Genomic DNA, 15,733 nt, shown 5'->3' with positions numbered 1-15,733 from the left:
ATATGATAGATGTGCAGCACGTTTCGTATCAATATGGGGAAAAAAAAGTGTTGGAAGATGTTTCGTTTACCGTTTACGAAGGGGAGTTTTTCGGTATTTTAGGGCCGAATGGAAGCGGAAAAACGACGCTAATGAAACTGTTGAGCCGTGAACTTTCTTTGCAGCAAGGAGCTATGTTTGTTTACGGTCAGCCAATTCAGACGTATAAACCGAAACAATATGCAAAGCTTGTTGCGACGTTACCTCAACATACAGATATTTCGTTTGGGTATACAGTGAAAGAAATGGCTGAACTCGGTCGTTATCCTTATCAGTCATCGCTTTTGCCGCGCTGGACAAGCGAGGATGAACAAACAGTTACTGAAGCGATCCATTCCGTTACATTAACGCATAAACGACACGTACGGTTAGAACAATTAAGCGGTGGGGAGCGTCAGCGCGCTGCACTTGCGCGGGCGTTAGCGCAACAACCGCGCGTATTGCTCCTAGATGAACCGACGAACCATATGGATGTGGCGCAGCAGTTTAAGTTGCTCAATTTATTAAAACAGTCAGGGCTTACCGTTGTAGCTATTTTTCATGATATAAACATTGCCTCGCTTTATTGTGATCGCCTTCTTTTATTGAAAGACGGAAGAGCCGTTGCTTGTGGAACGCCGCGGGAATTGTTAAGCGAATCAATGATTGCGTGCGTATTTGAAACAAAAATGAAACGTCACGAGCACCCGGTTTTACCGAAGCCGCTCGTCACATTCGTTCCATTTTTCACGCCGCATATAGACGATGTATTATGGCACGTGAAAGAACACGAAACGATGCTCGTCGTAGAGACAGTCAAGCCTTTTAAAGTGCTTTCATCTTCGCTTGTTGGTGGCGGTATACGTTGGGCAACGACGTTCGTCAATCGTCACGTTTCGCTTGACTATCGTTGTGACGATGCCGAGCAAGAAATGATTCAATTTTTGAGGCGACACGGTTTTCATGAGCAATGGACGGTCGGAATGATGACCGCCGTCGATGTAAAAGATGTGGCGTTTTCATCTGTTGATGAAGATGTTCGTCTTTTTGTTGCGGTAACTGCTGGAGTCGGAAATGCGGTAGATAGTGCAAATGCTTGGCGGCGCACAGACGTAGTCGCTTCTCCGGGGACGATTAATACGTTTGTTTTTATTGATGCTCATTTATCAGAAGCTGCGTTCGTGCAGGCGTTAATGACCGCAACAGAAGCAAAAGCAAAGGTGCTGTACGATAAACAAGTCATCGATCCCCAAACCGACACCATTGCGACAGGAACATCAACAGATTCGACGGTTATCGCTGCGTCTCAACAAGGAACGTATTATGAATACGCTGGAACGATTACATCGATCGGTAAACAAATCGCTCGTCTTGTATATGAAGCGACGCAAACAGCCATTGATCGCTACCGAAAGCGAAAGGGTGAAAGTCGATGACGCACATATGGGCGGTGTGGCTTGCGCTTTTGCTCGATCGCATATTCGCTGATCCTCGGCGCTTTCATCCTGTTTGTTGGATTGGGCAAATGATTGCGTTTATGGATCATCGTTTGAACAAAGGAAGATGGAGAAAAGGAAAAGGAATGTTCACGCTGTTTGTCGTTTGTACGGTGACGTTCATTATAAGTTACGGACTGATTGTTAGCGCCTATCGACTTTCATTTATATTCGGCATATTCATTGAAGCAACGATCATTTTTACTTCCATTGCCCCGACAAGTTTAGCGAACGCAGCGTACGATGTTCTCGATCCGTTAGAAAGAGGGGATATGGATGAAGCGCGAAAAAACGTGGGAATGATTGTCGGGCGTGATACAAAAACGTTGCAACAAGAAGGGATCGTACGTGCATGTGTGGAAACAGTAGCTGAAAATACGAGCGACGGAGTAACCGCCCCTCTTTTTTATGCTTTTATTGGCGGGGGAGCGTTAGCGATGTTGTATCGCGCTGTAAATACGTGCGATTCGATGCTCGGCTATAAAAATGAACGGTATGCACAATTTGGCTGGGCTTCAGCTCGCTTAGACGATGTGTTCAATTACGTTCCTGCACGACTAACAGCGTGTGTGATGTTGCTTATCCATCACGCAAATATACGCATGTGGAAACTATTATTTCGCGACGCTCGCAACCATCCAAGCCCAAATAGCGGATGGTGCGAGGCAGCGATGGCTGCGCTATTAGGTGTTCAACTCGGAGGGGTGAATACATATAAAGGCGTTATATCTGTTCGCCCAACGATAGGTGATGCGTTCGTTCCGCTGAAATGTGAGCATATTAAGCGAGCGGTAGCCATTATGCGACGTACAACAATAGCTTTTACGATTGGGGGGAGTTTGCTTGCAGTTGCCTGCACATGGGGCTAATCCGCATCGTCTATACGAAGCGATGCAAATGGATACGCCAAGTTCGTATATCGATTTTAGCGTGAATGTGAATCCGTTTCCGCTTCCAGACGAATATATGCCAACCGAACAACAATGGGTTCGCTGGATGAGCATATACCCTGAAGAGCGAAGTGAAACGCTGCGAACGATCATTGCCGAGCGAGAACATGTAGCGCGATCAAACGTATTTGTCGGCAATGGTGCTGCAGAATGTATTTATTTGCTTGCCGAACAATTTGCCGGTCAACATATTGGCATCCTCGAGCCGACGTTTACAGAATATCGTCGTGCATGTGAAGCTTACGGTTGTACCGTTCACTCGTTTATGTTAGATGAACATTGGCAACCACCGATTGAACAAATGATAGAACACTTGCCGTTTTTACAGGCGCTATTCGTCTGTCATCCGAATAACCCAACAGGTACCGTATGGCCGAAAGAAACGATGTATGCTCTATTAAAAGCAGCACATGATGAAGGGGTATATGTTATTGTCGACGAAGCATTTTACGACTTTTGGCTCGATGGTTATTCCGTTTCGTCCTTTTTACACACATTTGATCGTTTAATTGTGCTACGATCATTAACGAAAATGTACCGATTGGCAGGCGTGCGGCTCGGTTATGTGTTAGCGTATGAGCATGTCGTAAAAAAGTTAACGGAAAAACAACCGCCATGGAGCGTGAACACGATCGCCCAACAAATAGGAAAACAATTATTGAACGATGAGACATTTGTCCAACGAACAAGAACGTATATCGCTTCAGAACGAAAACGAATATTTTCACAGCTTACTGAGCTTGGTTATCGCTTTTCACCGTCTGTTGTCAATTTCTATATGTTGCATGATGAAACGATGACACTTTTTCCTTTTTTGTTGCAACAAGGTATCGTCGCTCGCCATACGTTTAATTTTCAAGGACTGGACGGAAAATATGTTCGTTTTGCGATTCGAACGAAAGAAGAGAACGATCGTCTCCTTTCTTATTTAAGGAGGTGGCATAAATGATCGTATTTATTAGCGGTGGGGTGCGTAGCGGAAAATCTTCATTTGCAGAACAATGGGCAAAAACAATGGCGGAAGCAAAATATTCGCTTCATTACATTGCGACAGCGATGCGCACAGATGAAGAAATGGAAGCGCGCATTGCTCATCATCAACAACAACGAAAACGTGATCGGTGGCAAACGTGGGAACAGCCGTACGATCTCGATCACATCATTTCTATGTTTTCCAAACGTGATATCGTGCTGCTTGATTGCTTAACAAATTTATGGGCAAATGAGTTGTTTCGCGATCATATATGGGATGTACATGGAAAAGTACCGCGCATCGTTCAACAAATGAAACAGTTAGCTGATAAAGCTAAAGGATTAATTATTGTAAGTAACGAAGTGTTTTATGATGGTGTACCTGATGAACGAGGAACGTACATGTATATGCACGGTCTCGGTTTATTGCATCAACATCTTGTCACATTAAGCGATGTGGCGATTTTGATGCGTTACGGGTTGCCGATTGTAAAGAAAGGAAGAGAGTCATGTGGCGAGGAGTCATTTTGGCTATACAGTTTTTAACTGTCGTCCCGCTCCGTATACAAGTGGACTGGAATGAACGGACAGCGCGTGCCGCTGTTCTGTCGTTTCCATTCGTCGGTGCAATGATTGGGGCACTTCTCGTTGCCCAACATGCGTTATTATTCGGTCACGTTTCTTTACTTGTTTTATCATTTTTACTATTATTTTCATCTATCTTTTTGTCAGGGGGATTGCATGCGGACGGCTGGATGGATTGTAGCGATGCATATTTTTCGTATCGCGATCAACAACGACGTCTCGAAATTATGAGCGATTCGCGCGTCGGGGCGTTTGCGGTGCTCTCGCTTTTCTTTTTGCTCGGCTTTCGTTTCGTTTTTATGTTTGAGACCGTTGCGCACATGTCGTTGTTTTCTCTTTTTTGTATTCCGTTACTTTCACGTCTTGGCATGACGTTGCTTTTATTGACGACGCCACTCGCCAAAAAGACAGGAATGGCCGCAGCATTTCGTCAACATGTCGATCACCGCTATGTACCTTTCGTTATAGCGTACGCATTCATTGTTTTATTATCGGATGAGACGATCATATTGTTTTTGGCACTTATGTTGTTTTATGTTGTCGCGCGTGCGTTTGCTGTGAAGCAGTTTGGTGGAGTAACTGGCGATGTGTTAGGAGCGTTTATTGAAGGGAGCGAAACGTTTTTATGGTTCGTCATGTGGCTATTACATGCATTCGCCATTTTGTAACGAAGGAAAATGAGGAGAAACGATATATCGGATGGACGAATGTACCGATTGTGAAAAAGCCGAATGTGTCGCACTCGTTACACGCCGATGTCGTGATTACAAGCGATTTGCTCCGTTGTCGCCAAACAGCGCATTTGTTGTTTCCGAATCACGTCATTGAATGTTCTTATCGTTGGCGGGAACTGAATTTTGGTGATTTTGAAGGAAAAACGTATGAACAATTGCAAACGGTCAAGGCGTATCGTCGTTGGTTAGATGATTCGTTTCGCTATACGCCTCCAAACGGTGAGACGTTTGCTCAGTTTGAAGCTCGTATTGAACAAGCTGTTAGCAATGCGATTGATCGGTCCGCTTCTCATGTTGTCGTTGTAACGCACGGCGGGGTAATTCGTTATATATTATCGAAGTACGCACCGGACATCCGTCCGTTTTGGGAATGGCACGTTCCGTTTGGCGAAGGAGTGACGCTTTATAATACGAAGGAACGATGGAAGGAGAGAAAGCGATGCATTTCGTTAGCGGCGGTGCGTTTCAAGGAAAGCGGAAATGGGTAAATGCCCATTATTCATTCGGGCATACGCCATACAGTTGGTATTGTGCATATGAAAATATGTTTCCGCTCCCACATGACGAAACCGCATCTGTTGTTGTGCTTGAAGGAATAGAACATTGGATTCGCGAATATTTTTTTCCTTATACGGACGATGAAAAAGAAGCGATCCGATCGTATATGTGCGCGTGGAAGCGATGGGAACAAGCGGGGGGACGGACGGTTGTTTGGATTGGTTGCGATATTGGGCAAGGTATCGTGCCGATCGATGTCCATGAACGGGCATGGAGAGATATGGTTGGCTGGACGTATCAACAGCTAGCGAGCATATGTAACCGTGTCGATTACGTATGGTGTGGGATCAATGAACGAATCAAGTAGGAGGGAGAACATGAAATTATATACAAAAACAGGGGATAAAGGACAAACGAGCTTAGTTGGAGGGCGAGTCGATAAAAACGATGTGCGTGTTGAAGCGTACGGAACGATTGATGAAGCAAATTCTGTCATCGGCTGGGCGATGACGTTATTGAAAGATGAGAAGTTTCGCGACATTTATGAAGAATTGCAACGCATTCAACATGAATTGTTTGATTGTGGCGGTGATTTGGCTATTGTTGGTGAGAAAATCCCATACAAAGTAAAGCCAGATATGGTCGCGTTTTTAGAGGAACGCATCGATGCATATATTCAACAAGCACCGCCGCTTGAACGGTTTATTTTGCCGGGAGGTTCGCCGCAAGCAGCGGCATTGCATATGGCACGTACCGTGACGCGAAGAGCAGAACGTTGTGTCGTTGCGCTCATGAAGCAACAACAAACGAACGAAGTCGTCTTACAATATATGAATCGTTTATCAGACTATTTATTTGCTATTGCACGTGTTGTCAATGCTCGTTTACACGTGAAAGACGTAGAATATGAACGAAGCGCGATCGTGTTTCGTGATAAAAACGAAAAAAAGGGTGAATCATGATGAAGCGTTTCACGTTGCTCGTTATGTTCATCAGTTTATCGGTCATCGGTTCGCTTATAAAAATTCCTTTTACAATTGGAAGTATTGCATTAGATAGTGCGCCTGCCGTTGTTGCTGCATTTTTACTTGGCCCAACGGCAGCCGCGCTCGTGGCATGTATTGGTCATATTGTATCTGCGCTATTTGGCGGATTTCCACTCGGACCTTTTCATATACTTGTGGCTATTGAAATGGCAGCTCTTTTATACGTTGTTGGCTTGTTGATGAGAAGAGGATGGCTCATTTCTAGTTATGTATGTTTTTTTATCGGTAATGCACTGATTGCACCGTTGCCTTTTGCATGGATCATGAGTCCGGCATTTGTACTGTCCATCATCCCTTCTCTTGCACTAGCTACCGGGGTCAATTTAGCGATTGCTGTCGTTGTTTCAAAAGCGTTGCAACGTGTATGGGGGGAGCGGCATGCGTGACGTATTATTTGTGCCGCTTGACGAAAAGACGGAGCTTGTTTTTGCGGCGGATTGTTCGGGGGGAATTGGCTTAAAACGCCACGATGTTGTTCGAGTACCGTACGATGTTGTCGGTTATTATGGGGCTCGTGTAGCGCTTATGGAACTCATGAGTATCGGTGCGATCCCGAAAGCGTTCATCATGCAAAATTTTGTGTCTGACGACGTATGGGGCGCGCTCATTTCAGGAATTGAACAAGCGATGGAAGAGCTACAATTGTCGTTCCCGATCGTAGGAAGTAGCGAGTCGAATATGCCGCTTATGCAGTCAGCTGTCGGCTTTGTCGTTGCTGGAACGGTAACAATAGAGCGTAAAAAAATAGGTGTAACGCCACGTGATGCTTGTTGGGCGGTCATCGGTGAGCCGCTCGTTGGCGAAGACGTGATAAAAAGAAAAAATCGTGTGCTACCGCTTTCGCTTTTTCGCGAACTTTTACAATTAGATGGCGTATATGAAATCGTCCCAATTGGTTCAAAGGGGATCCGCTATGAATGGGAACTCGTTTGCGGCGATTGTCCTATTCATTGTTCTTTACCACTTCATGCGTCTGCTGGTCCAGCGACATGTGTATTAATCAGTTATGATCGCAAACAGGAGCCGGTATTGCGGTCACTCGCTCAAACGCTTTTTTATCCAATTGTAAATGAATTGTAAACGATCGCTTCCCGTTGTTCTAACCGTTCGTATTTTTGCATACAACATATATGGTTATCGCAAACGGGAGGGAATAGACGATGGAAGATATGATGAAACGAGTGCTCGTTGTTGTTGGTATGGCAGCGTGCATTCATTTATTGTTTCTTGTTGGACTGAATAACTAGAAAAAGAGAGAGATGTGCTATATAATGTAAAACAATACGAGAGGGGGAGAGAACAATGTTAACAGATTACCATAATCATTTAGAGCGCGGGACGTTGACGCTCGATTATTTAAAGCAATTTACGGACGAAGCCGCGCGAAAAGGCATTGAACATTTCGGTATTTCCGAACATGCGTATCATTTTTATCAGACGAAAAACATTTTATCTAACCCGTGGATTGAAGAACGCCGCTATTATGATATGGCTGATTATGTTCGGTTGTTTCACGAGGCGTGGAATGCGGGAATAGATGTAAAAATGTCGATTGAAATGGACTACACGCCAGGGAAGCATGAAGAAATGGAAAAATTTATTCGCGCTTACGATTTTGATTATGTCATTGGCTCAATTCATTGGGTGGATGACTTCGGTATTGATTTAGCTGAGTTTCGAAAAGAATGGGATCGTCGTGACGTATACGATACATACCGAAAATATTTCGACCAAGTCGTGACGTTAGCTGAATCGAACTTATTTGATATCATCGGTCATTTAGATTTAGTGAAAATTTTTAAATATGTACCGAAAGATGAAGAATTTTTGCTTGAACAGTACGATCGTGCAACGACGGCACTAGCAAACTCGAAAACGTGCGTAGAAATTAGTACAGCAGGATTGCGAAAACCTGTCGGGGAACTATATCCTGATCCGCGCCTGCTGCAAATGTGCTACGACAAAGGGATTCCGATTGTTTTATCGTCTGATGCGCACGTTCCGCAAGATGTCGGCGCTGATTATGACAAAGCAGTTGCCCTTGCTAAAAAGGTCGGTTATACCGAAATTATGACATTTTCGAAAGGGGAACGGAAAGCCGTTCCGCTTGGATAAAAAAAGGTTCAGCCGCGTGGCTGAACCTTTTATACTTCCAATCTTTTTACAACATCAATATCGTCAATTTTTTCAAGCGTGTCAACGAGTGCATCATCGAGCGGTTTATCGAGCGAAAGCATCATAATCGCTTTTCCGCCCGCTTCTTGGCGACCAACTTGCATCGTAGCGATGTTCACTTGATGGTCACCTAAAATATTTCCGACTTTTCCGATCATTCCTGGTTTGTCGTGATGTTGAATGTACAATAAATGTCCTTCTGGGGCAAAGTCGATCGCAAAACCGTTAAAATGGACGATACGATCTCCATAATGAGCGATATGCGTTCCTTTCATCGTAAACGTTTTGTTCTCACCATATACTGTCAATGCAATACTATTGTTGTAGTCGTTTCCGTTTGCTGAAAATTTTTCGCTAAAAGCAATACCTCGTTCTTTTGCAATCATTGCCGCATTCACTTCATTGACCGTTGAAGCGACACGCGGTTTTAAAAATCCAGCGAGCAAGCTACGCGTAATAAATGTCGTTTCTAAATCGGCGACGGAACCGGAATACGTAATTGCAATTTCTTGTACTGGTTCGCTCATATATTGGGAAGCAACAATGCCCATTTTGCGAGCTAATGTATAAAACGCTTGAATTTTTTCATACACATCTTTTGATAATGTCGGTAAGTTAATAGATGACGTAACGGGTTTCCCTTGTAAAAATTTTAATACTTCTTCGGCGACTTGTGTCGCGACATTCACTTGCGCCTCGATCGTTGATGCCCCAAGATGCGGAGTGACGATGACGTTGTCGAACGAAAGAAGCGGATGATCTCCTGGCGGCTCTTGTTCAAATACATCGAGGGCGACGCCTGCTACGTGTCCGTTTTCTAAAAACGAAATAAGCGCTTGTTCATCGATAATTCCGCCGCGAGCGCAGTTAATTAAATATACACCTTTTTTCGTTTTTGCTAAGTTCTTTGGACCGAGAAGACCTTTCGTTTCTTTTGTGAGCGGTGTATGTACCGTAATGATATCCGCTTGCGCAAGCAATTCATCAAGCGTGCAAACATCGACGCCGATTTTTTCTGCTCGTGCTTTCGTCAAAAATGGGTCGTACACATGGACGTGCATACCGAACGCACGCGCTCGTTTTGCTACTTCCGAGCCGATGCGCCCGAAGCCAATAATGCCTAAATGTTTTCCGAACAACTCGACACCGACGAAAGCGGAACGATTCCATTCACGTGATTTAACCGAAATGTGCGCTTGTGGAATACGGCGCACTAAAGAAGCCATCATCGCAAATGTATGTTCCGCTGTAGAAATTGTATTGCCATTTGGGGCGTTAATGACGACGACACCGTGTCGTGTCGCTGCCTCAACGTCGATATTGTCGACACCGACTCCAGCACGCCCAACAATTTTTAAATTCGGCATGTTTTGAAGTAGTTGTTCTGTGACTTTCGTTGCGCTACGAACGAGCAACGCATCAAACTTGTCAAGCTCATCTTCGACTTCTGTTACTTTCTTTTGTACGACTTCAATCGTTGGATCAGCAAGAAGTGGGGCAAGACCTTCTTCGCTCATCGCATCAGATACTAAAATGCGAACCACAAATATCCGCTCCTTTCAAATCATAAGTTTTTAAATTTCTGATAATTTAACATAACCGTATACATGTGTCAATAACTTTCGGAAAGGTCATACAAATGAAAACGTTTTTATATATAAACGTTCGGAAAAAAGACAAAAAGCTGGCGTGTTGCCAGCTTAAAAAATGAAAATTATTTATTTTGCTCGTTGTAACGTGCGATGCATTCGTCAATAAGTTTGGCAGCCGCTTCCGGACCTTCCCACGTGCCAATTTCTGTTTTCTTTCCTTCTAAGTCTTTGTAGCGCTCAAAGAAATGAGCGATTTCTTTCAGTTTATGCTGCGGAAGATCTTCGAGGCTACGCACATCAGCAAAGCGAGGATCATCAACAGGAACGCCGATTAATTTCGCATCTTCTTCGCCGCCGTCTACCATGTTTAAGTAGCCGAGCACACGCGTTTCGATAACGCAGCCAGGGAATGTTGGATTTGTGACGATCACTAAAATATCAAGCGGATCGCCGTCTAACGCAAGTGTATTTTCCAAATAACCGTATTCAGCTGGATAAAACATTGGTGAATACAAGACGCGATCGAGCTTAAACACACCACGCTCTTTGTCGTATTCGTATTTGTTTTGGCTGCCCGTTGGAATTTCAATAAACGCTTCAACAACTTTGTTTTCAAACGCCATGCCAAATTCCTCCTTTTCATTATGTATACTTTTTTATTATAGTCGATTGGACAAGTAGTGACAATGACTGAACAAAAGAAACGGGCAAGCTTCATGTGAAGTTTGCCCTTCGGTGCTCTTACTCAAATTTGTTTGGATCGCCATCAAATGGCTCGTCCGCGACTTTGATGGAGTCTGTTGGACAGCCTTCAAACGCATCCATCATATCATCGATTAATACGTCTGGCACTTCCACAATACCTTGGTTGTCGTCTAATGTAACGTACGCAATGCCTTCATCATCGTAGTCATAAATGTCTGGTGCAGCTGCTCCACATGCACCACAGGCAATACATGTTTCTTTGTCAACAATTGTGTACTTTGGCATACAATGACCCTCCTTAATTATATGGAACCAATCGCTTCATATGAAACGTTGGAAACGTATTCCTCACACTTTTATAATAAATGTGTTCCGACAACTTTTCAATAAAAAACTCCATTGAAAATGCTTATCAGTACTTAGTTTTTCCTCACATCCTCTCGCTTAATCTGGTAAAATGAAAGAGAAAATGGAGTGAATGTTGCATGTTACAACACATTGTTTTATTTTGTATCGATCGTTTTCGTGGCGAGCGATCACTCGCTGCCATTGACCATTTGCTGAACGGGAAAAAAACGGCGCAAACGCTGCAAGATAGTAAATGGTATAACGTTAGCCGGCTATTCGGAACAGTGCCGATTGATCGTTCTCGTTTACTTCATATGGCGCACCAATTAGAAAGCAACGGATGGATTAGACAAGTAGACGAGCATATATATCGTACAACTTTAAGCGGAAAAGAGGAACTTCGTCGTTTTATCTTTCCTCCTTATGTGAATGGATGGAAATATATGAATGAGTCCTCTTTATTTTGGAAGAGACTTTCTTTGCTTATTCAAACGGTCACAAACATCATTCACCGTACGTCGTTTGAGCCCGTACATCGCGATGAGCGCATTCAATCATTTGTAAAGCGATGGCTTTTTCAACATAAACATATGCAGACGATTGCGCGGTCGTTATATGAAGAAATGTATGAGCTACTCAGTCGTGTAGAAGAAAAAGACGCAAACATTTTTGTTTGGCGGTTGACAAGTCATGAGCGCATCGGATGGACGAATGAACAAATTGCTCACGCGATAAAAGAAGATGATGTAGCTGTATGGCTATCGTTTCAAAATGTGTTGCATTTTATACTTGAGACAATAGAAAAAGAAAAGGAAACATTTCCACTTCTCTTTTCATTGCGTGAACAAACGCGCACACAATTAACGAGTTCCGCTCAAAAAACTTGGGATATGTTAAAAGAAGGATATTCAATTGAACAAATTGCCGAGTTGCGTCGATTGAAAAAAGGAACGATTGAAGACCATATTGTAGAGATTGCGACATATATCCCGTCATTTGTGACGGCGCCATTTTTAGAGGAAAATAAACGTAAGCGCATTATACAACAAGCACGACAATTAAAAACGAAAAAATTGCGGGCAATGAAAGAAGCGCTGCCAGACGTTTCTTATTTCGAAATTCGGCTCGCACTAGCAAGGTGGGATAAGGAAGATGATTAACATATTAAAGGAGCGATTTGGCTACGATTCGTTTCGCATCGGACAGAAAGAAATTATTGAAGATGTGCTTAACGGACGAAATTGTGTCGCTATGCTTCCGACCGGTGGGGGAAAGTCGCTTTGCTATCAGCTTCCTGGCTACATATTGGACGGTAGTGTGCTAATTATTTCACCGCTCGTCTCCCTTATGGAAGACCAAGTACAACAGCTTAAAAATCGCGGCGAAAAACGTGTTGTCGCACTAAATCGCTTTCTTTCCTATCGGAAAAAAAAAGACGTGCTACATGAATTAGCATCGTACCGTTTTATTTACGCTTCGCCTGAAATTTTACAATCTCCCTTGCTTATTGAATCGCTAATGCGTATAAACATTTCGTTGTTTGTTGTAGATGAAGCGCATTGCATTTCACAATGGGGACACGATTTTCGTCCTGATTTTTTAAAGCTCGGTCTTCTTCGTGAAACGCTCGGCAACCCGCCTTGTTTAGCGCTAACAGCAACCGCAACCCGTCAAGTGATTGATGATATTGTAGCAACGCTTAAGCTTGATCAAGTTAAACAGCATATGTACCCACTTGATCGGACGAACATTTGCTTATATGTTCAATACGTTCATACGTTAGAAGAGAAAATAGAAGTGTTAAAGCAGCTTATCGCTATATTGCCTAAGCCAGGCATCGTTTATGTATCGAGTCGGCAATGGGCAGAAACGTTAGCAAACATGTTGCATGGAGATCATCGTGTTGGCTACTATCATGGAGGCATGGATGGCGACCAGCGGCTTCTTATTCAACAACAGTTTGTTTATGATCAGTTAGACGTCATTTGTTGTACGAATGCGTTTGGAATGGGTGTTGATAAACCGAACGTTCGTTTCGTCATTCATTTTCATTTGCCAACGCAACCCGAAGCATACTGGCAAGAAATTGGACGCGCTGGGCGAGATGGAAATGAAAGCATAGCCATATTATTATATGCGCCAGGAGACGAGCAACTCGGGCAAGCGATGATCGATGTGGAATTTCCGACAAAAGAGCAAATCGTTTATGCGCTAGATGCTTTACGTCATGGACAGAACGAGACGGGATTAACAGATGTACAACAACGGCTTCTCTTATATTGGTTAGAACAAATGAATGGTCAAGAAGATATACACATATTAGCAAAAAAACTTTATGCCTATATCGAGCAAAGAAAAAAAGAGAAAATGAATAAATGGCTATTTATGCAACGATGGGTACACGAACAAGCTTGTCGCCGGCGGGCGATGCTATCCTATTTTGAACAACAACCACTTCCGAATGAACGCTGTTGTGATCGATGTGGTGCCCGTATATACGTAAATGCCTCTATAAGACATATTCGGCAAATGCAGTTGCGCCCATGGCGCGAAGAGCTTCGTGCAATGTTTTCGATAAAGGTGGAGGACAAATGATTAAAAAACAAATTGAGACCGCCAATCAAATAAGTGAACAGGAAATAGTATATCATTTGTATTTCACACAAGCGCTCCTTTTTCTTGTTGCGTTCGCATTAGGTATATATTTATTTACCCCTGCAACATTTTTTGCGATATGGCAATGGGATGTGCGGGAAATATTATTATATGGCGGAGGTTGTGCAGCGCTCGTTCTTTTTGTCGATTTTTTACTCATTCGTCATGTACCTGAACAGTGGTATGATGATGGTGGGATGAACGAAAAGCTATTTCGCTCTCGGCCTGTTCCGCACATTTTTATCATGACTGCAATCATTGCGTTTTGTGAAGAATTGCTATTTCGCGGTGTCATTCAGACGCACGTTGGCTTACTTTTTGCCAGTGTCATTTTCGGTTTATTGCATATTCGTTATTGGAGAAGATGGCTTCTTCTTATTGCTGTCGTTAGTTTAAGTTTTTGGATTGGCTTTATATATGAATGGACGGGCAATTTATGGGTAACGATTTTTGCCCACTTTCTCATTGATTTTGTTTTAGCGTTACACATCCGATATCGGACAAAAGAGGTGAATAGCGATGCGTGAAGATCAAGCAGAAAATTTGCGAAAAAAAATGAAAAGTATCGATGGGCAACAAGAAAACGATGAACTTCATTTGCCGCCACGAAGTGAAGTGCATAAAAAGAAAAAAACGAAATGGAAAATAAAACACCCGCTCGTTCGCATTCTTGCGCTCTTTTTCGTTTTATTGCCGATTTCGATTTATAGCATATACCATTTAGTCGACAAACGTCCGATCCAAGTTGTGACGATTGATGACGAGAGTTATGAAACGATAGACGTCGATCAACAAAAAGAAGAGATGCCAAAACAAAAACCGCTCGAAAATGAAGCAAAGCAAGAGGTAGATGTATCCGATGAAACAGAGCCGTCTTTTATTTATCATACAGTACAAGAAAATGAAACGTTATATAGCATTGCAATGAAATATTACGGAAATGAAAAAGGAATGGATCTTATCAAAGAATGGAACCGTTTAACGAGCACGAAGCTCCAAAAAGGACAAGTATTAAAAATTCCAAATATGAATGGAAAATAAGGTATACACCTCTGCCGATGGACATACAATCGTAGTAAAACACGATCGGTAGGGGTGGCTATGATTTTCCCAATGGAATTAGATGAAGTGACAAAAGTCATTTTAAAGCGCATAATTGCTCACAAAAAAGAATGGGACGATATGAAAAAAAGAATGAAGTGGTCATTCAGTTTGTTTTTATTTTCTCTCGCTTTATTTGGAATATATATATATCAAACTGTTTTCGCTTTACATCGTACGTCCATAGAGCGAGTCGTGATGGCTCTTATTGACGAACGTATTTTTTGGTTTGTTGCGTTTATTTCATCATTCGGCTGGCTCGTCTTTTTTTATAAAAAGAAAACCGAAAAAGCGGAGCAAGATTTCCATGCGCTCCGCTGCGAGCTTATTCAAAAAAGTAGCGAGCTGCTTCAAGAAGAAACATGGGAAAAACGACATATTCTTTATAAGTGGATGAAAGAAACATATGATATTCAACTGTACCATGAAAATAAGTGACCACATGCTCTCTCGTTTCATATAGTGAGAAAAGGAGGGAGGTATATGTGGCTTTTTTTGATCACTGGCTTGACTTGTGGTTATTTTATGATTGCTTGGACGCCAACGTTGGAGCCGTTTGAGCTTGAATTGCTTTTGACCGATATGATTTTTGATCCAATGAAAACATTTTTTGCGCTTGTTAGTTTTTTGATCGGTTTTATCGCCAATGCTGTTTTAATTCGCACAGCTATTTGGCATACGTTACGGGCATGGCGAAAGGAGACGATGAATCGAAAAGAATGCTTTCTTTCGTATAGTTTTTTGCTAACGTTTATGATGTTGGCAACCATTGATGTGAAAAAAACAGTCATTTTTTTTCTCTTTTCTTTCGTATATGGTATGATGTCAATGAGTGTGTACAAAGAGAGGGAAAATTGA

Annotated in this window: 20 protein-coding genes; 17 read left to right on the top strand and 3 right to left on the bottom strand. The window is 42.8% G+C overall.

All coding sequences use genetic code 11. The features are described 5' to 3' along the window. The first annotated feature begins 2 nt into the window (after positions 1 to 2). The 11 genes from ACPF7I_RS09005 to ACPF7I_RS08955 all read left to right on the top strand — a co-directional run bounded on the left by ACPF7I_RS09005 (position 3) and on the right by ACPF7I_RS08955 (position 8,414). Positions 3 to 1,454, top strand: a complete 1,452-nt coding sequence (locus ACPF7I_RS09005) for an adenosylcobinamide amidohydrolase (protein WP_430745924.1) — start codon at positions 3 to 5, stop codon at positions 1,452 to 1,454. Beyond that, complete coding sequence (gene cbiB / locus ACPF7I_RS09000; RefSeq protein ID WP_430743753.1) at positions 1,451 to 2,383, top strand: adenosylcobinamide-phosphate synthase CbiB; 933 nt, start codon at positions 1,451 to 1,453, stop codon at positions 2,381 to 2,383. Before ACPF7I_RS09005 ends, cbiB begins: the two co-directional genes overlap by 4 nt. Beyond that, entirely contained in the window at positions 2,358 to 3,413 is a 1,056-nt protein-coding gene (gene cobD, locus ACPF7I_RS08995) for a threonine-phosphate decarboxylase CobD (RefSeq protein WP_430743755.1), read from the top strand. The genes cbiB and cobD overlap by 26 nt, the downstream gene beginning before the upstream one ends. Then, a complete protein-coding gene (locus ACPF7I_RS08990; RefSeq protein ID WP_430743757.1) occupies positions 3,410 to 3,982 on the top strand; it encodes a bifunctional adenosylcobinamide kinase/adenosylcobinamide-phosphate guanylyltransferase in 573 nt (190 codons plus the stop codon). The genes cobD and ACPF7I_RS08990 overlap by 4 nt, the downstream gene beginning before the upstream one ends. Then, complete coding sequence (locus ACPF7I_RS08985; protein WP_430743759.1) at positions 3,946 to 4,689, top strand: adenosylcobinamide-GDP ribazoletransferase; 744 nt, start codon at positions 3,946 to 3,948, stop codon at positions 4,687 to 4,689. Before ACPF7I_RS08990 ends, ACPF7I_RS08985 begins: the two co-directional genes overlap by 37 nt. Next, positions 4,647 to 5,243, top strand: coding sequence for a histidine phosphatase family protein (locus ACPF7I_RS08980; protein ID WP_430743761.1), 597 nt, complete (start codon positions 4,647 to 4,649; stop codon positions 5,241 to 5,243). The genes ACPF7I_RS08985 and ACPF7I_RS08980 overlap by 43 nt, the downstream gene beginning before the upstream one ends. Then, the gene (locus tag ACPF7I_RS08975; RefSeq protein ID WP_430743763.1) at positions 5,195 to 5,620 is read left to right on the top strand and encodes a bifunctional adenosylcobinamide kinase/adenosylcobinamide-phosphate guanylyltransferase; all 426 of its coding nucleotides are present in this window, start codon (positions 5,195 to 5,197) and stop codon (positions 5,618 to 5,620) included. Before ACPF7I_RS08980 ends, ACPF7I_RS08975 begins: the two co-directional genes overlap by 49 nt. 10 nt (positions 5,621 to 5,630) lie before the next feature. After that, entirely contained in the window at positions 5,631 to 6,215 is a 585-nt protein-coding gene (locus ACPF7I_RS08970; protein WP_430743764.1) for a cob(I)yrinic acid a,c-diamide adenosyltransferase, read from the top strand. After that, positions 6,215 to 6,685 (top strand): ECF transporter S component, encoded by a 471-nt coding sequence (locus ACPF7I_RS08965; protein WP_430745925.1) that lies wholly within the window; start codon positions 6,215 to 6,217, stop codon positions 6,683 to 6,685. Before ACPF7I_RS08970 ends, ACPF7I_RS08965 begins: the two co-directional genes overlap by 1 nt. Continuing rightward, the gene (locus ACPF7I_RS08960; protein ID WP_430743766.1) at positions 6,678 to 7,379 is read left to right on the top strand and encodes an ATPase; all 702 of its coding nucleotides are present in this window, start codon (positions 6,678 to 6,680) and stop codon (positions 7,377 to 7,379) included. The genes ACPF7I_RS08965 and ACPF7I_RS08960 overlap by 8 nt, the downstream gene beginning before the upstream one ends. 222 nt (positions 7,380 to 7,601) lie before the next feature. Beyond that, positions 7,602 to 8,414 carry a histidinol-phosphatase gene (locus ACPF7I_RS08955; protein WP_430743768.1) on the top strand — a complete coding sequence of 271 codons (813 nt, stop codon included), beginning with the start codon at positions 7,602 to 7,604 and terminating at the stop codon, positions 8,412 to 8,414. 29 nt (positions 8,415 to 8,443) lie between these two features. Here the strand turns inward: ACPF7I_RS08955 and serA are convergent, their stop codons facing one another. The 3 genes from serA to ACPF7I_RS08940 all read right to left on the bottom strand — a co-directional run bounded on the left by serA (position 8,444) and on the right by ACPF7I_RS08940 (position 11,056). Continuing rightward, entirely contained in the window at positions 8,444 to 10,018 is a 1,575-nt protein-coding gene (serA, locus tag ACPF7I_RS08950) for a phosphoglycerate dehydrogenase (protein WP_430743769.1), read from the bottom strand. A 170-nt stretch (positions 10,019 to 10,188) separates the two neighbouring features. Continuing rightward, positions 10,189 to 10,689: an inorganic diphosphatase gene (locus tag ACPF7I_RS08945; RefSeq protein ID WP_019418534.1), complete on the bottom strand. Its 501-nt coding sequence runs from the start codon at positions 10,687 to 10,689 to the stop codon at positions 10,189 to 10,191. Between the two features lie 118 nt (positions 10,690 to 10,807). Then, entirely contained in the window at positions 10,808 to 11,056 is a 249-nt protein-coding gene (locus tag ACPF7I_RS08940; protein ID WP_003394452.1) for a ferredoxin, read from the bottom strand. A 200-nt stretch (positions 11,057 to 11,256) separates the two neighbouring features. Between ACPF7I_RS08940 and ACPF7I_RS08935 the strand changes: the two genes are divergently transcribed. From ACPF7I_RS08935 to ACPF7I_RS08910, 6 genes are read left to right on the top strand one after another with little or no spacing between them, the layout of a single operon-like run. After that, the gene (locus ACPF7I_RS08935; RefSeq protein WP_430743772.1) at positions 11,257 to 12,279 is read left to right on the top strand and encodes a helix-turn-helix domain-containing protein; all 1,023 of its coding nucleotides are present in this window, start codon (positions 11,257 to 11,259) and stop codon (positions 12,277 to 12,279) included. Then, the gene (locus tag ACPF7I_RS08930) at positions 12,272 to 13,714 is read left to right on the top strand and encodes a RecQ family ATP-dependent DNA helicase (RefSeq protein ID WP_430743774.1); all 1,443 of its coding nucleotides are present in this window, start codon (positions 12,272 to 12,274) and stop codon (positions 13,712 to 13,714) included. Before ACPF7I_RS08935 ends, ACPF7I_RS08930 begins: the two co-directional genes overlap by 8 nt. Continuing rightward, positions 13,711 to 14,301, top strand: a complete 591-nt coding sequence (locus tag ACPF7I_RS08925) for a lysostaphin resistance A-like protein (RefSeq protein ID WP_430743776.1) — start codon at positions 13,711 to 13,713, stop codon at positions 14,299 to 14,301. Before ACPF7I_RS08930 ends, ACPF7I_RS08925 begins: the two co-directional genes overlap by 4 nt. Then, positions 14,294 to 14,815 carry a LysM peptidoglycan-binding domain-containing protein gene (locus ACPF7I_RS08920; protein WP_430743778.1) on the top strand — a complete coding sequence of 174 codons (522 nt, stop codon included), beginning with the start codon at positions 14,294 to 14,296 and terminating at the stop codon, positions 14,813 to 14,815. The genes ACPF7I_RS08925 and ACPF7I_RS08920 overlap by 8 nt, the downstream gene beginning before the upstream one ends. A gap of 60 nt (positions 14,816 to 14,875) precedes the next feature. Next, a complete protein-coding gene (locus tag ACPF7I_RS08915; RefSeq protein WP_430743780.1) occupies positions 14,876 to 15,313 on the top strand; it encodes a YpbF family protein in 438 nt (145 codons plus the stop codon). 45 nt (positions 15,314 to 15,358) lie between these two features. Next, a complete protein-coding gene (locus tag ACPF7I_RS08910; protein ID WP_430743781.1) occupies positions 15,359 to 15,733 on the top strand; it encodes a hypothetical protein in 375 nt (124 codons plus the stop codon).

The sequence above is a fragment of the Anoxybacillus dikiliensis genome (genome assembly GCF_050613275.1).
Taxonomy (GTDB): domain Bacteria; phylum Bacillota; class Bacilli; order Bacillales; family Anoxybacillaceae; genus Anoxybacillus.
The sequence above is the reverse complement of the archived record's forward strand: the minus strand, read 5'-3'. Positions and strand labels throughout refer to the sequence as shown.

Bases quoted from the DNA above. Each gene is read 5' to 3' on its own strand.
- ACPF7I_RS08975 (WP_430743763.1), top strand. From the start codon at position 5,195: ATGCATTTCGTTAGCGGCGGTGCGTTTCAAGGAAAGCGGAAATGGGTA.
- ACPF7I_RS08920 (WP_430743778.1), top strand. From the start codon at position 14,294: ATGCGTGAAGATCAAGCAGAAAATTTGCGAAAAAAAATGAAAAGTATC.
- ACPF7I_RS08915 (WP_430743780.1), top strand. From the start codon at position 14,876: ATGATTTTCCCAATGGAATTAGATGAAGTGACAAAAGTCATTTTAAAG.
- ACPF7I_RS08960 (WP_430743766.1), top strand. From the start codon at position 6,678: ATGCGTGACGTATTATTTGTGCCGCTTGACGAAAAGACGGAGCTTGTT.
- ACPF7I_RS08985 (WP_430743759.1), top strand. From the start codon at position 3,946: ATGTGGCGAGGAGTCATTTTGGCTATACAGTTTTTAACTGTCGTCCCG.
- ACPF7I_RS08980 (WP_430743761.1), top strand. From the start codon at position 4,647: ATGGTTCGTCATGTGGCTATTACATGCATTCGCCATTTTGTAACGAAG.
- ACPF7I_RS08935 (WP_430743772.1), top strand. From the start codon at position 11,257: ATGTTACAACACATTGTTTTATTTTGTATCGATCGTTTTCGTGGCGAG.
- ACPF7I_RS08955 (WP_430743768.1), top strand. From the start codon at position 7,602: ATGTTAACAGATTACCATAATCATTTAGAGCGCGGGACGTTGACGCTC.
- cbiB (WP_430743753.1), top strand. From the start codon at position 1,451: ATGACGCACATATGGGCGGTGTGGCTTGCGCTTTTGCTCGATCGCATA.
- ACPF7I_RS08990 (WP_430743757.1), top strand. From the start codon at position 3,410: ATGATCGTATTTATTAGCGGTGGGGTGCGTAGCGGAAAATCTTCATTT.
- ACPF7I_RS08940 (WP_003394452.1), bottom strand. From the start codon at position 11,056: ATGCCAAAGTACACAATTGTTGACAAAGAAACATGTATTGCCTGTGGT.
- ACPF7I_RS09005 (WP_430745924.1), top strand. From the start codon at position 3: ATGATAGATGTGCAGCACGTTTCGTATCAATATGGGGAAAAAAAAGTG.
- ACPF7I_RS08910 (WP_430743781.1), top strand. From the start codon at position 15,359: ATGTGGCTTTTTTTGATCACTGGCTTGACTTGTGGTTATTTTATGATT.
- ACPF7I_RS08965 (WP_430745925.1), top strand. From the start codon at position 6,215: ATGAAGCGTTTCACGTTGCTCGTTATGTTCATCAGTTTATCGGTCATC.
- ACPF7I_RS08930 (WP_430743774.1), top strand. From the start codon at position 12,272: ATGATTAACATATTAAAGGAGCGATTTGGCTACGATTCGTTTCGCATC.
- ACPF7I_RS08925 (WP_430743776.1), top strand. From the start codon at position 13,711: ATGATTAAAAAACAAATTGAGACCGCCAATCAAATAAGTGAACAGGAA.
- ACPF7I_RS08945 (WP_019418534.1), bottom strand. From the start codon at position 10,689: ATGGCGTTTGAAAACAAAGTTGTTGAAGCGTTTATTGAAATTCCAACG.
- ACPF7I_RS08970 (WP_430743764.1), top strand. From the start codon at position 5,631: ATGAAATTATATACAAAAACAGGGGATAAAGGACAAACGAGCTTAGTT.